Annotated in this window: 13 protein-coding genes; 4 read left to right on the forward strand and 9 right to left on the reverse strand. The window is 57.2% G+C overall.

Features of this window, described 5'->3' with window-relative positions; all coding sequences use genetic code 11:
• The first annotated feature begins 19 nt into the window (after positions 1 to 19).
• From E8E91_RS17085 to E8E91_RS17100, 4 genes are all read left to right on the forward strand, one after another.
• A complete protein-coding gene (locus tag E8E91_RS17085; RefSeq protein ID WP_280363646.1) occupies positions 20 to 1,159 on the forward strand; it encodes an LLM class flavin-dependent oxidoreductase in 1,140 nt (379 codons plus the stop codon).
• Between the two features lie 62 nt (positions 1,160 to 1,221).
• Positions 1,222 to 2,319, forward strand: a complete 1,098-nt coding sequence (locus E8E91_RS17090; protein WP_280347434.1) for an LLM class flavin-dependent oxidoreductase — start codon at positions 1,222 to 1,224, stop codon at positions 2,317 to 2,319.
• Between the two features lie 172 nt (positions 2,320 to 2,491).
• Positions 2,492 to 3,286 carry an SDR family oxidoreductase gene (locus E8E91_RS17095; RefSeq protein ID WP_280358403.1) on the forward strand — a complete coding sequence of 265 codons (795 nt, stop codon included), beginning with the start codon at positions 2,492 to 2,494 and terminating at the stop codon, positions 3,284 to 3,286.
• A 300-nt stretch (positions 3,287 to 3,586) separates the two neighbouring features.
• A complete protein-coding gene (locus E8E91_RS17100; protein ID WP_179060127.1) occupies positions 3,587 to 4,537 on the forward strand; it encodes a LysR family transcriptional regulator in 951 nt (316 codons plus the stop codon).
• On the opposite strand, the gene E8E91_RS17105 is transcribed toward E8E91_RS17100, so the two are convergent.
• The 9 genes from E8E91_RS17105 to E8E91_RS17145 all read right to left on the reverse strand — a co-directional run bounded on the left by E8E91_RS17105 (position 4,519) and on the right by E8E91_RS17145 (position 14,018).
• Positions 4,519 to 5,292, reverse strand: a complete 774-nt coding sequence (locus tag E8E91_RS17105; RefSeq protein ID WP_256873404.1) for a TetR/AcrR family transcriptional regulator — start codon at positions 5,290 to 5,292, stop codon at positions 4,519 to 4,521. The two genes, E8E91_RS17100 and E8E91_RS17105, sit on opposite strands and share 19 nt — an antisense overlap.
• Before the next feature lie 52 nt (positions 5,293 to 5,344).
• The gene (locus E8E91_RS17110) at positions 5,345 to 6,496 is read right to left on the reverse strand and encodes an acyl-CoA dehydrogenase family protein (RefSeq protein WP_179060126.1); all 1,152 of its coding nucleotides are present in this window, start codon (positions 6,494 to 6,496) and stop codon (positions 5,345 to 5,347) included.
• Between the two features lie 36 nt (positions 6,497 to 6,532).
• The gene (locus E8E91_RS17115) at positions 6,533 to 7,633 is read right to left on the reverse strand and encodes an enoyl-CoA hydratase/isomerase family protein (protein WP_179060125.1); all 1,101 of its coding nucleotides are present in this window, start codon (positions 7,631 to 7,633) and stop codon (positions 6,533 to 6,535) included.
• Between the two features lie 2 nt (positions 7,634 to 7,635).
• Positions 7,636 to 8,526: a 3-hydroxyisobutyrate dehydrogenase gene (gene mmsB / locus E8E91_RS17120; protein ID WP_179060124.1), complete on the reverse strand. Its 891-nt coding sequence runs from the start codon at positions 8,524 to 8,526 to the stop codon at positions 7,636 to 7,638.
• Between the two features lie 32 nt (positions 8,527 to 8,558).
• On the reverse strand, positions 8,559 to 9,332 hold the full coding sequence (locus E8E91_RS17125) for an enoyl-CoA hydratase (RefSeq protein WP_179060123.1): 774 nt from the start codon (positions 9,330 to 9,332) through the stop codon (positions 8,559 to 8,561).
• 48 nt (positions 9,333 to 9,380) lie between these two features.
• The gene (locus tag E8E91_RS17130) at positions 9,381 to 10,886 is read right to left on the reverse strand and encodes a CoA-acylating methylmalonate-semialdehyde dehydrogenase (RefSeq protein ID WP_179060122.1); all 1,506 of its coding nucleotides are present in this window, start codon (positions 10,884 to 10,886) and stop codon (positions 9,381 to 9,383) included.
• An 87-nt stretch (positions 10,887 to 10,973) separates the two neighbouring features.
• On the reverse strand, positions 10,974 to 11,432 hold the full coding sequence (locus tag E8E91_RS17135) for a hypothetical protein (protein ID WP_179060121.1): 459 nt from the start codon (positions 11,430 to 11,432) through the stop codon (positions 10,974 to 10,976).
• A gap of 441 nt (positions 11,433 to 11,873) precedes the next feature.
• Positions 11,874 to 13,205: a PAS domain-containing protein gene (locus E8E91_RS17140; protein ID WP_179060120.1), complete on the reverse strand. Its 1,332-nt coding sequence runs from the start codon at positions 13,203 to 13,205 to the stop codon at positions 11,874 to 11,876.
• A 69-nt stretch (positions 13,206 to 13,274) separates the two neighbouring features.
• A complete protein-coding gene (locus E8E91_RS17145; protein WP_179060119.1) occupies positions 13,275 to 14,018 on the reverse strand; it encodes a dienelactone hydrolase family protein in 744 nt (247 codons plus the stop codon).
• Positions 14,019 to 14,199 lie beyond the last annotated feature (181 nt).

A 14,199-nucleotide genomic window follows, 5' to 3' on the forward strand; every position in this document is an offset into this window, starting at 1 on the left:
CGCAATGAAGTTTCATTTGATGCAAACAGGTGTAATCGGTCGTCGTTATGAGCTGGAAGCGGGTATGGCTGGGCAGCGTCCTGAGTTGTATCAGCGCTTTCTATCCGAAGTGCGTGATTACGTTCGTCTGGCGGATGAGCTTGGTTATGCAGGCTATTGCCAGCCTGAGCACCACCTGCAGATCGAAGGTTTTGAGATCAACAACCATCCCGGCATGTTCAGTCTCTATGTGGGCCTGCATTCCAAGCGGATGAAGGCCGGCATCATGGGGTACACCCTGCCGACCCATAACCCGGTGCGTATCGCCGAAGAAATCGCCACCCTTGACCACATGCTCCAAGGGCGCCTGATGGTTGGTTTCACCCGTGGCTACCATGCGCGCTGGGTCGACTCCTATGCTGCGCGTCCGGGTGTCAGCGCCACTACGCCGGACAACGCCAAGGCCCGCGACGAGCAAGATGCGCTGAACCGCGAAGTCTTCGAGGAGTCGCTGCAGGTCATCAAGAAGGCCTGGGCCAATGACGTGTTTAGCCACAAGGGCAAACACTGGGAGTTCCCGCCAAATGGCGGCTCTGCCGGTCACCCGGCCTATGCCAGCATGGGCAAGGGCATGGATGCAGATGGCATCGTGCGCCAGATCGGCATTGCGCCGAAGTGCTACCAGAGTCCCCACCCGAAAATTTACGGCGGCTTTGCCGGCAGCATGCGCACCGTCGACATGTGGGCCCGGGAAGGCGGCAAGCCAATCGTGCTGGCTTCCGACCTGGACTTTTGCGATGCCCTGTGGACCCGCTATGCCGATACCGCACGCCAGCACGAGCGGGAGGTTGCCCGTGAGGATGTTGCTGCCTGGGGCGGTTTCCTGATGCTGACCGATGACAAGGACAAGGCCAAGCAGTTGATGGCCGAGCATAAGTGGTTCTGGGACAAGTGGTTCATTCCGTTCGGCCAGAAAATGCCGAACGTGCTGATCGGCTCGGCTGACGAGATCGCCGATCAGATCGGCCGCGCCCACGACCGCCTGGGCTTCAACGAGCTGTTCCTGATGTTCGGTCAGGGTCACCTGGACCCGGAGCAGAACAACGAGGAACTGGAAAAGTTTGCCAGCCTGGTGGCTCCTCGCTTCGCGACCAAGGATGCCGAAGGCACGTTGGTTTAAGTGATTGCATGGCTGGTTTGCCTGGCAAGCCAGTCTGACAGGCTAAACAATAACAAGAGGTAATGACTATGCAATGCGGATTTTTCCATACTCCCTATAATCTTCCTCACCGCACTGCGCGGGAGATGTTTGATTGGTCTCTCAAGCTGGCACAAGTCTGTGATGAGGCGGGTTTTGCCGATTTCATGATCGGTGAGCATGCGACTCTGGCTTGGGAAAACATTCCCTGTCCGGAGATCATCATCGGTGCCGCAGCGCCGATCACCAAAAACATCCGTTTTGCGCCGATGGCGCACCTGCTGCCCTATCACAACCCGGCCAGTCTGGCGATTCAGGTTGGTTGGCTGTCACAGATTCTTGAGGGTCGCTATTTCCTTGGTGTGGCGCCCGGTGGGCATCACACCGATGCCATCCTGCACGGTTTCGAAGGCATTGGTCCGCTGCAAGAGCAGATGTTTGAGGCGCTGGATCTTATGGAGAAGGTCTGGGCGCGCAAACCTTTCATGGAGAAGGGCAAGTTCTTCCAGGCCGGCTTCCCTGGGCCGGATACCATGCCCGAATACGATGTGGAGATCGCGGACAACAGCCCCTGGGGTGGCCGCGAGGCACTGGAAATTGCCGTTACCGGTCTGACCAAAAACTCCTCGTCGCTGAAGTGGGCTGGTGAGCGCAACTACAGCCCGATCTCCTTCTTCGGTGGTCATGAGGTTATGCGTTCTCATTACGACACTTGGGCCACAGCTATGCAGTCCAAGGGCTTTACTCCGGAAACGTCGCGCTTCCGTGTGACGCGGGAGATCTTCATTGCCGACTCCGATGCTGAGGCCCGCCGGCGCGCCAAGGCCAGTGGCATGGCCAAGACTTGGGAGCACTATCTGTTCCCGATCTACAAGAAGTTCAATCTGTTCCCGGGCATCATCGCGGATGCTGGTGTGGATATTGATCCCAGTCAGATAGATATGGACTTCCTTGCCGACCATGTCTGGCTCTGTGGTTCGCCGGAAACCGTGACGCGAAAGATCGAGGCAATGATCGAGCGCACTGGTGGCTGCGGTCAGGTCATCGTCAACTCGCATGACAATATCGACAACCCGGAACCCTATTTCGAGTCGCTGCAGCGACTGGCGCAAGAAGTGATTCCCCGCGTCAAAACATCGTAGAACGAAAGGCTAGGTGGTGGTCTTCTCCGCCTAGCTTTGCCAGTTCTAATCAAAGCAGGTCGCACTAAGGATCAAATTGCGTTGTTTTGCTGTATTGATCCGACCGCAAATGGCTGCTGTTTGGCAGCCATTTCACATCTTGTAGCACTAAACTGACAAGGAGCTCAGATTTATGTCTTGGAATGGCATTTCTGGATTGTTTTCCGTCGCCGGCAGAACAGTGTTGGTTACAGGTGGGGCCAAGGGCATCGGTGCAATGATTACCCGCTGCCTGGTAGCGGCAGGCTGCCGGGTGATGGTCGCTGGGCGCGATCATGCTGCGGCAGACAGTCTGAACAATGAACTGGCAGAGTACGGGGGGTTCGAATTCATTGAGTGTGACCTTGTGCGCGATGATCATCTGGCTGATCTGTTTCGCGCCGTGCAGGCCCGCTGCTCCAAACTGGACGCGCTGATTAACAACGCCGGTGTATTTCATGCGCCGCCACTGGGTTCTGTCACAGAGAAAGACTGGTCTGCGGTGATGAGCCTCAACCTGCAATCGCCGTTTCTCCTGATCCAGGCACTGTGTCCCCTGCTGGAGAAGGCCGGCACAGCTGACGATCCGGCACGTATAATCAACATCGGTTCAGTGGGTGGCATTCTCGGAAAAAGTTTCGGGGGCGCCTATGCCTATGGTTGCAGCAAGGCTGCCATTCATCAGCTTAGCCGCACGCTGGCATCAGATCTACGTTCGCGGAACATCAACGTTAACGCCATTGCCCCGGGTTTTTTCCCAAGCGACCTGACCGCCGGGGTCATCGCTGATGCTGAAGTTGAGCGCGCAGTGTTGGATGGTATACCTGCTCATCGGTTTGGCAGTGCAACTGATATTGGCGGCACTGCCATCTATTTAATCTCCCGTGCAAGCGCCTATCTTACTGGGACGGTTATTCCCCTTGACGGTGGTCTGATAGTGGCCCCGTGAACCTTATACGGGACGGTCAAGCGTTCGGATGGTCCAGCCCTAAAATGTGTGAGGGGGACGAGTCCCTGGCCCTGCCAAGAATACGGCGCAGCTAGCGATGCTGTTCAATGCCCTCAGGACATCTCAATCTGTTTGAACGCGCGTGTAGGTTCCCGCTGCGGCTGGCGGCGTTCGGTCGGACTTGATTTTTTGTCGAGAGGGTGTAAAGGTTCTCGCGAGTCAACATTTGCGTTGATAAAAGAGGCGCGACTGCTGTGGGTCGTGCTAGCTAAGCCCTGATCGTGCGAACTGGAGGAAAATATGCCAAATCGCGCCAGCCTCGAGCGTCTAAATTGGGATGACCTGCGCTTTTTCTTAGAAGTGGCGCGCACCGGTACCGCCAGTGCTGCTTCTCGAAGGCTGGGCGTTGACTACACCACAGTCTCGCGTCGAGTCCGTGTTCTGGAGCAGAACCTGGGTGCACTGCTATTCGAGAAATCTAGGGCTGCGGGTTTTGTGCTCACGCTAGAAGGGCAGCGCATGCTGAGCTACGCCGAGACTCTTGAAAGCACCCTACAGGCAGCCTGCGAGCAAGTTTCAGGCGCTGGCTTGGAACTGTCTGGGCATGTGCGTATCGGTTGCACTGAGGGATTCGGCTCCAGTTTCATCACTCAACATATGAGTCGATTCCAAGACCGCCATCCACACATCTCATTGGATATCCTCCCGGTGCCACACTTTGTGAGCTTGTCTAGGCGCGAGGCTGATATCGCTATTACGCTGGAGCGCCCGCAACGGGGGCCGTATGTCTGTTCTAAGCTTTGCGACTACCGTCTTCGCTTGTATGCCACTCCTGAGTACTTGGCCAATCATGCGCCGATTCTCAGCCTCGAAAGCTTGGCCGGGCACACGTTCATCTCCTACGTTGAAGACTTAGCCTTCAGCCCCAAGCTTCTCTACTTAAATGACCTTGTACCCGGAGCGGTACGCCAACTGCGTAGTACTAGTGTGATTGCTCATTACCATGCAGCGCTGGAGGGAAGAGCGCTTGCAATTCTTCCCTGCTTTCTAGCAGGACAGAACCAGCGTCTGTGCGAAGTTCTTCCGGGTGAGATCGAGGTAGTGCGGCAGTTCTGGATCTATTATAGCGAGGATCTACGTAAACTCCGTCGTATTACTCAGGTAGCCGAATACCTGCGGGGCTGCGTCGAACTTAACCAGCCGCTACTGATGGGCGAGTCAACATCGATGAGCTATCTGCCACCGGTTTGAGCTACCGAGTTAGCTACACGCTGGGTGGCCTGGAGCACGCCTCGTATGGATCCAATAATCATTTCGCGCAGCATCTCAAACTTTGCCGTATTGCCAGTTGGTGCCTCTCCGAACCAAGCCGGTAACTGGTTAAGCTGTGAAACGATGCTAGCTAGGCCGGCGCGTCGGAGCATGCATGCTGGCTCTCCAGTTAGTTGCTCAACGGTTTTTATTAGCACCGCCTCATAGAGTTGACGCAACTTTAGGATCCGTTCCTGGTGATCGTTATTGAGGTAGTGTACGTCGTACTCCGCCAGACGGAAGTGTGCGCCCATACCGTTGTGTAGTTGGAGATGGGTTTCAGTGAGGAGAAGCAGTCGTGCTGTGGGGGAGACGTCCCGGTGGGTTAATTCCAGCGCGCCATCTAGCAACTGCTCATATAGTTCCTCGATTAGCTCGAACAGCAAGGCTTCTTTGCTTTCGATGTGGTTGTAGAGAGAGCCGGCACGAATGCCCATGAACTCTGCCAAATCACGCATGCTAACTCGGCTATAGCCACGCTTAGCGAACAGCTCCAGAGCTTTCTCGCGTGTTTGTTGATAGCGTTTTGGGGAGCCAGTAGTACTTATAGGTTGGCTGAGAGTGGATGGCTGCAGCTCGTCAAACAAAGTAATGGACATGGACATCAGATCTTCATCGATGTGGCTACAGCTAACAGTGTTATTCGCCGCCAGAGGTACTGCTTCTAGCGATTCTTGGATGTTTGTGATGATCATGGGTGCATAGTTGGGGCGCTTGTGGGCACCGCTGAGGCGCCCACAAGAGGTTCTATAAAGTGTAATTAGCCATTTCCCGAGCGATCAGCAGCCGCTGCACTTCACTGGAGCCTTCGTAGATCTGGGTGATGCGCGCATCGCGGTAGTACTTCTCCACCGGGTAGTCCTCCAGGTAGCCGTAGCCGCCGTGGATCTGGATCGCGCTGGAGCACACCTGCTCAGCGATTTCCGAGGCGAACAGCTTGGCCTGCGAGGCTTCCGAGAGGCAGGGCAGGCCGGCGCTCTTCAGGCGGGCGGCGTGGAGAATCATCAGCCGCGCGGCGTTGAGGCGGGTGTGCATGTCTGCCAACAAGTTGCCGATGCTCTGGTGCTCGATGATCGGCTTGCCGAACTGCACCCGTTCCCGTGCATAACCGAGCGCCGCCTCGAAGGCCGCACGGGCGATGCCTAGGGCCTGGGCGGCGATGCCGATGCGGCCGCCTTCGAGGTTGGACAGGGCAATGGCGAGGCCTTTGCCGCGCAGGCCCAGCAGGTTCTCTTCCGGAATGCGACAATCGCTCAGGGTGACGGCGCAGGTATCGGAGGCCTTGATCCCCATTTTGTGCTCGCTGCGGTCCACCACGAAGCCGGGGGTGTCGGTGGGGACCAGGAATGCGGAGAGGCCCTTCTTGCCCAGTTCCGGATCGGTCACGGCGAAGACGATGGCGAGCTTGGCACGCTTGCCATTGCTGACAAACTGTTTGGCGCCGTTCAGCACCCAGTGACCGTCCACCAGCTCGGCGCGGGTGCGCAGATTGTGCGCTTCCGAACCCGCCTGGGGTTCGGTGAGGCAGAAGCAACCGATGGCGGTGCCGCTCGCCAGCTGCGGCAGCCACAAGTCCTTCTGCGCCTGGCTTCCGTAGTTGAGGATGGGCCCGCAGCCCACGGAGTTGTGGATACTCATCAGGGCGCCGAGCGCACCGTCGCCGGCGGAGATTTCTTCCACCGCCAGGGCATAGGCCACATAGTCGATATAGCTGCCGCCCCATTCCTCGGGCACCACCATGCCGAGCAGGCCCAGCTCGCCCATCTGCTGCACCAGGTCGTCGTCTATCCAGCCAGCCTTTTCCCAGGCCTGTGCGTGGGGCGCGACTTCAGCGCGGGCGAAGTCCCGCGCCATGTCGCGGATCATGTGTTGTTCTTCGGTGAGTTCGATATCGTGCATTAAAGGTCTCCAGCGGATCGGTCGTGCCTGGCGCTATTAAGTTTCTGGCCGCTTAGCAGCTATTGCAGAGGTTCGACGGGTATGAAAGCCTGCAAAAAAGGCTTTCACCCGTTCATCCTGTAACTCCTCAAGGTTCGGTGGGTTCCAGCGTGGGTTTTTGTCCTTATCGATGATCAGGGCGCGAATGCCCTCTATCAGGTCGCCCTTGTCGAACCACTGGCGGTCAAGATGCAGCTCAAGATCGACACAGTCAGCCAGACTAAGGCATCGACCGCAGCGCAGCAGCTTGAGGGTCACAGCCATGGCGAGTGGGGAATTCTTGTTGAGCAGGCGGAGCGTTTCCTCTGCCCAATCTTGTACACCGGGCCGGGTGTCGGACTGCAGCGCCGTGCGGATCTCCTTGAGATTGGGAAGTGAAAAAATTTCGTCGATAACTTGGCGATAGGCCTTCAGCTCCGATCCAGGGATGCGCTCGGTGGCGAGGCCGGCCAGCAACTGGTGGAGGTTTTCCTGCGGCGCGAAGCTCCAGTTGAGGGTGTCCAGCGCCTGATCCAGCTCAGCGATGCGTTCGCTGGGCAGGCAATAGTCGGCCAGTCCGGTGTAGAGGGCATCGGCGGCGCGCACCTGGCAGCCGATGACGCCCAGGTAGACGCCCAGTTCGCCGGGCAGGCGCGGCAGGAAGTAGCTGCCGCCAACATCCGGGAAGAAGCCGATGCCGACTTCCGGCATGCCCATGCGGGTGCGCTCGGTGATAACCCGCAGCGACGCGGCCTGGGCCAGGCCCATACCGCCGCCAAGCACGAATCCATCCATTAGGGCCATCACAGGCTTGGAATAGCCGTGCAGGTATTCGTCGAGCGCGTATTCCTCTTCGAGGAACAGTTGGTGCTGGTTGTCGCCGGTGGCATGGCTCTCGTAGAGCATGCGGATATCGCCGCCGGCGCAGAACGCTTTCTCACCAGCGCCGCGAATGACCACCGCGACGATGTCCGGGTCGAGTTCCCAGGCCCACAGGTGGCGCTGTAGCAGGCGCACCATGGGCAGGGTCAGGGTGTTCAACCCGGCCGGGCGGTTGAGGGTCAGGTGACCGACGCGGTTGCGCACACTGGCCAGTACCGGTGCCTCGTGCTCACTCATGCTCAGGCTTCCCGACGGAACAGGCTGATGATTGCGGAGAAGTCCAGGCCGCCGTGACCCTGTAGGCTGAAGGTCTGGTACAGCTGCTGGGCCGCGGCGCCGAGCACCACCGGTTGTTTCGCATGGCGCGCGGCTTCGGTGGCCAGGCCTAGGTCCTTAAGCATTAGATCGGTGCCGAAACCGCCGCTGTAGCCGCGGGACGCCGGGGCGTTTTCCAGCACGCCGGGGAACGGGTTGTTGATTTCCGAGCTCCAGCAGCGGCCGCTGGAGGTGTTGATGATGCCGGCCAGGACTTTCGCGTCCATGCCCAGGGCAACGCCCAGCGCCATGGCTTCGGCGACGCCGACCATGGAGATGCCTAGCAGCATGTTGTTGGCGATCTTGGCCACCTGGCCGTTGCCTGTGTCACCACAGTAGACGATGTTCTTGCCCATGGCGGCGAGCAGCAGGTGGGCCTCGTCGAAGGCGCTGACGGTGCCGCCGACCATGAAAGTCAGGGTGCCAGCCGCCGCGCCACCTGTGCCACCGGAAACCGGCGCGTCGAGCATGGGATTGCCCTGGGAGGCGGCGGCTTTGGCCACTTCGCGGGCGCTGAGCGGGTCGATGGTCGAGCTGTCGATCAGCAGCACGCCCGGCTGGACGTTGGCCAATAGGCCTTCGGCGCCCAGGTAGACATCCTTCACGTGGGCCGCGGTGGGCAGCATGGTGATGATCGCGGCGACGCCATCGCGGGCCAGCTCCGCCGGGCTGTTGGAGGTGCGGGCGCCGAGCTCTACGAGTGCGGCGGTCGCCAGCGGCGAGGGGTCGAATACGGTGAGGGTGTGGCCGGCCTTGAGCAGGTTGCGGGCCATGGGGCCGCCCATGTTGCCGAGGCCAAGGAATCCGATATGCATGTTGGCGTCCTCTTGAGGTAGGGCCAGAAATTTCAGCGGTGAATGAAGTGGGGAGTACGCTTTTCAACGAAGGCACTCATGCCTTCCCTTTGATCTGCGTTGGCAAAAGTGGAGTGGAATACTCGACGCTCGAACCGGATACCTTCCGCCAAGCTGCCTTCGAAGGCGCGATTAACTGACTCCTTGATCAGCATGGCTGCCGGCATAGATTTCTCTGCTATGGCTGCAGCGCTTTTCAGCGTTTCCTCGAGGAGGAGCTCAACCGGCAGTACGCGTGCAACCAAGCCGGCGCGCTCTGCCTCCTGGGCATCCATTTGTCGACCACTTAGGCACATCTCCATGGCCTTGGCCTTGCCAATGGCACGAGCCAAGCGTTGGGTTCCGCCGATCCCGGGTAAAACACCAAGGGTGATCTCTGGCAGGGCAAAACGAGCGTTGTCAGCGGCGTAGATGAAGTCGCACATCAGCGCCAGCTCGCAGCCGCCACCCAGCGCATAGCCAGCAACAGCGGCGATCAGGGGTTTGCGTCGGGCTGCAATGCGATCTGCTGCAGAAAAGAAGTCATCAAGGAACACTTGCGGATAGGCCATGTCGACCATTTCCTTGATGTCGGCGCCGGCCGCGAAGGCCTTGGAAGAACCGGTAATCACCATGCAACCGACGTTGGGATCGCGATCCAGGCCGTCTAGTGCCCGGTTGATTTCGTCTATCAGATTGACGTTTAACGCATTGAGCGCTTTGGGTCGGTTTAATGTAATCAGGCCAACGCGGCCATGGACTTCAACAAGTAGAGATTCGAATGCCATTTAGAGGTCTCCTTAATCAGGGGCGGTTCATAGCCCGCCCCTGAAGCCTCACTTGAGGGTAATGGTTGTGTTCACTGCGCCGCCGACATCGCTCTCGTCGAACCAGCGCTGGGTGATGGTCTTGGTCTGGGTGTAGAACAGCACCACTTGCTTGCCGTAGGGGCCGAGGTCGCCGAGCTTGGAGGCGCGGGAGCCGCTGAAGGAGAACAGCGGGACCGGCACCGGAATCGGTACGTTGATGCCGACCTGACCCACGTCGATCTCTTCCTGGAAGTGGCGTGCGGCGGCGCCGGAGCGGGTGAAGAGCGCGGTGCCGTTGCCGTTCGGGTTGGCATTGATGAAGGAGATGGCCTCGTCCAGGGAGGCGGCGTTCACCACGCAGAGCACCGGCCCGAAGATCTCCTCGCGGTAGATGGTCATCGACGGGGTAACGCCGGAGAAGATGGTCGGGCCGACGAAGTTGCCTTCCAGATAACCGGGTACGCTCGGGTTGCGGCCGTCCAGGACCAGCTTGGCGCCTTCCTCGATGCCGGTGGCAATCAGGCCGCTGATGCGGTCCAACGCCGCGCAGGACACCACCGGGCCGATATCGGTACCCGGCTCGACGCCGGCATTGACCTTGAGGGTCGTGGCCTTTTCCACCAGGTCCGGCAGCCAGGTCTGCGCCTCGCCTACCAGGATTACGACCGGCAGGGCCATGCAGCGCTGGCCGGCGGCGCCGAAGGAGGCACCCAGCAGGTTGTTCAGGGTCTGCTGCTTGTTCGCGTCGGGCAGGACGATGGCGTGGTTCTTGGCGCCCATCATGCATTGCGCGCGCTTGCCGTTCAGGGTGGCGCGGTTGTAGACGTGGGTGCCCACCTTGGTGGAGCCGACGAAGGACACGGCCTTAATGTCCGGGTGGTCGCAGATCAGGTTTACCGCATCGACGCCGCCGTGGATCACGTTCAGCACGCCTTTCGGGATGCCGGCTTCCAGCGCCAGCTCGACCAGGCGCATGGTCACCAGCGGGTCCTGCTCGGAGGGCTTGAGGACGAAGGTGTTACCGCAGGCGATGGCCATCGGGAACATCCACAGCGGGATCATCGCCGGGAAGTTGAACGGGGTGATGCCGGCGCACACGCCGATCGGTTGCAGCAGGGTGTAGGTGTCCACGCCGTTGGCGACGTTGTTGGCCAGTTCGCCCATCTGCAGGGTGCCGATGTTGGCGGCGTGTTCTACCACCTCCAGGCCACGAAAGACGTCGCCCTCGGCGTCCGGCAGGGTCTTGCCCTGTTCGGCGGTGAGTAGGGCGGCCAGCTCCTTGATGTTCTCGCGGATCAGCTGCTGGTACTTGAGGAAGATGCGAGCGCGGGCGCCGATCGGGGTCTTGCGCCAGGTCTTGAAGGCGTCCTGGGCGGCGGCGACGGCGGCGTTCATCTCGTCCTGGGTGGCGAAGGGCACGCGGGCCAGGACTTCCTGGGTGGCTGGGTTGACTACGTCACGCCACTGGGTGGTTTTCGATTCGACAAATTCGCCGTTGATTAAGAGCTTTACTTTAGGAGTTGAAGCGCCCATGTATATTTTCCTGTGGGTGGTTTATAAAGAGGTTGATTGATCACTCTTACAGTCAGGTTTGACTTCGTGTACTTGGTAGAGAAGGGGCTAGGTAAAAGGGGGCGGTGAAACCGAGTAGACAGGTAAGTTGTCGATATCGATATGGCGATGAGATTCGGCGATCGGCAGTACTTGTGAGCGAAGGCTATAGTGATTGAGCTTTCCAAGGTACGGAGACGTGACGAAGTTTTCTCGGTGAAGCAAGCCTAAAAGGCGCAGAGTGATCCTGGACAGGTATGGAAACTTACAACCAAAAGTCAGCAGTTGTTGCTCGTGAATGGAGGAGACCGTGCCTATCAGACGACCGATGATCTCATCTGCATAGGCGGCGAAGGCAGCCAAGGTGCCTTGCAAAGGAATGGTGAGTTTTTTGAGGAATAGGGCAGCATCGGTGCCGTAAAGAAGGAATTCGTGCCATCCAATAGTCGTACCCTCCATGCTGGGAAGGCCATCGCCGCGGTATTGCATTGGATTACTTTGGGCACGATTAAGAGCTACGTCGCTCATGGCTGGTTCTCTTGTTGTTTTGCGTGGCCGGTACGTCATTCATTGGCGAGCTAGTTGAATCGAGTATAGGGATGCAGGCATTTAGGATGAAATAAGCAAAAAAACCTGTGCGATGTGCATTAAAAAATACCCTATCTAAAAATGCCGGTTTGGTGGTTCGATGCTATCCCTAAGCATGTGATGCGCTTAGATTGAAGGCCGCAGTCGATGTGAAGAGTGAGTTTTGAGATTGCGCAGCCAAGTGCTGCTGTTTTTGGGTGTTGGAGCGGAGGGCGTGCACTTTCGTCTGATAATTTTGCGACATATGTAGTTTGTCTAGATGATTTGTTGTATAGGGTGCGTTTTTTTGCGCTAATAAAGCCGCTAGTGTTGCTGTGATGCTTGGGTTGCCTTTTAGTACAATTCTTACTGCTTCGGAATGTGTTGCCCGTAAGAGGTGTTTTAATTGTTATTCTGCGTGGCAAGCATTTCAGCCGCCTGTTGAGTGGCCTCGCTTGTTCGTGTGGCAAGTTTGCGGACTTCATCGGCAACTACTGCAAATCCTCGTCCAGCCTCACCAGCACGTGCGGCCTCAATTGCCGCATTGAGGGCGAGTAGATTTGTGCGGCTAGCGATGGCTTGGATGGCACCGACAATCTCGGTAAGCTTACTTAGATTTCGTTCTATGAGTTTACCCTGCAGCTCCCGCTCCTCACGCAATTGTTCCTCTTGGTACTGGGAGTGCATGTCTACCAACGCGCCTGCTATCCGGAGTGGCTTTCCGTCAGTGCTTCGTAGTGTCTTGCACCGGGAGCTGAACCAGCGATATTCGCCGCTTTTCAATTTTATTCGGTAGGTCGCCTCAAACGGGGTGCCACCGCTGCTGTCGTTTATGTGTGCGCCAAACAAATCGGACACATTTTGTCTGTCGTCTGGATGGATGCGAGAAACCCAGCTTTCGAGAACATTGGGAAATTCATCTGGATCTTCGAAACCAAGCATTTGAAGGAATTGTTGCGACCACCATAGGGGATTGTGAGGATTCAGTGGGTTGCCGCCTATCACCTCCATATCCCAGAGACCGTCGCTGATTATCTCCCTGGCAATCTCGAATCGCTCAAGCGTCCGCTCCAGTTCGTAATCCCGATCGCGCTGTACTTGTACGTCACGTATAGTGCCGGCCATGCGTATCAGTACATCTTTCGCGTCACGCCAGGCCCTTGCGTTTACTTCAACGTTGACATAATCGCCTGCGGCATTACGTAGTCGGTATTCAGTGCGAAAAGTAACGTCGTCTCGGCCTTCTTTTAGATATTTGCTCAATGCATCCGTTGTAGGTTTCAGGTCGGCAGGATGTATGCGCTGAATCCAAGTTCCTAGTTGCACGGATAGATCATTTTCGTCATCCAGTCCAAGTAATGAGCGAAACCGTGTTGAGCACCAAAGGGAGTTATTTGGATTTACGGGGTCTCCATTTTTCACCGGAAGATCCCAAAGTCCTTCGTTGCTGGCTAGGCTAATTAGTTCAATGCGTTGATCGACATGAAGTTTTTCGTTCGTGGTAGTGGTTCGCTGCTGAGTTAACGAAACTATCTGGCTGGCGAGGGCAGTCTGTTGTTGCTGCTTATGATCTTGCGCTTGCACATGTTCGCGCAATGCGCGGTAAGCACGCTTAACTAGGGGGGGCGCAGTTAAATTCTCTTCTGGTGCGTTGGGTTTGGAGTGTCCTTCCAACGCATCAATTAGATGCATAAGGCATTCAGTTGTAGCTCTGCGGCTTTTCGATGTCAGCATGTGAGCGCCCGTTGCAATTAAGGGTGGTCGTCTTGTGTCTGCTAAATAAAAATGACTAAATTGTATCTTTTAAAAAATCAGTGTCGTGTCAAGCAAGCCAAAAAGCTCACGCCAATGGCGCGCGGCAGCTTCTTTGTTGAATTCTTGAAAGTCAGGTACGGCGAAGCCGTGTAGTGCCCCTGCATAGGTTTCACATCGGTGATCGACGCCCGCATCTAACAGCGCTTTCTCCAGACGCCTCGCCATTTGTGGTGAGTAGTAGTCGTCTCTATCGGCACTGGCGACATAGACTCGCGCCTTGATTGATGGCGCCAGTAAATGAGGGCTGGTTTCAGCATCCGTAGCAAGATTGCCTCCATGGAAGCTCGCAGCAGCCAAAATTCGATCCGGATATGTGCCTGCAATGGAGAGAGAAATGCCACCACCCATGCAATATCCGGTTGTCCCAATATTGGGACTAGCAACATCGGTGCGGGTGTCCAAGTAGTCTATGAATGCCTGCGTATCTTGTGCCGCCTTGTGATTGTCCGTTGAGGCGAGTAGGTGGCCGATTGCGCCCATGACATCGAGGCTTCTGAAAATCTCTGCAGGCGCCAATGGCCCATAGCGGCCAGCTCGATAGAACAGGTCAGGTAGTAATACGACATAGCCGCCTTGTGCGAGCTGCCTAGCCATTTGGAACAATGTGGGACGGATGCCAAAGCCATCCATGCAAAAAATCACGGCGGGCCATGGGCCCTGACCCTCTGGCTTGAAGATGTGCGCCTGGCACTTGCCATCGTGTGTTTCTATTGAAACCTGTTCGTGATTCAAGGCGATGCGACCCTTGTTGTTATTTGATTGTCTGCATTCGAATCCGACCAACGCCAATTAACGCGTTGGTTCCAGGAATAGTGCCTTTAGCGAGATTTTAAGGTACTGCCGGAGAGCTGGATCAAATTGCTCGGGCAGGTTCGCTTACCATTCCGTTGAAGAGCTTTGCGACGACGGCCGC

Source organism: Pseudomonas sp. BN515, assembly GCF_029873155.1.
Taxonomy (GTDB): domain Bacteria; phylum Pseudomonadota; class Gammaproteobacteria; order Pseudomonadales; family Pseudomonadaceae; genus Metapseudomonas.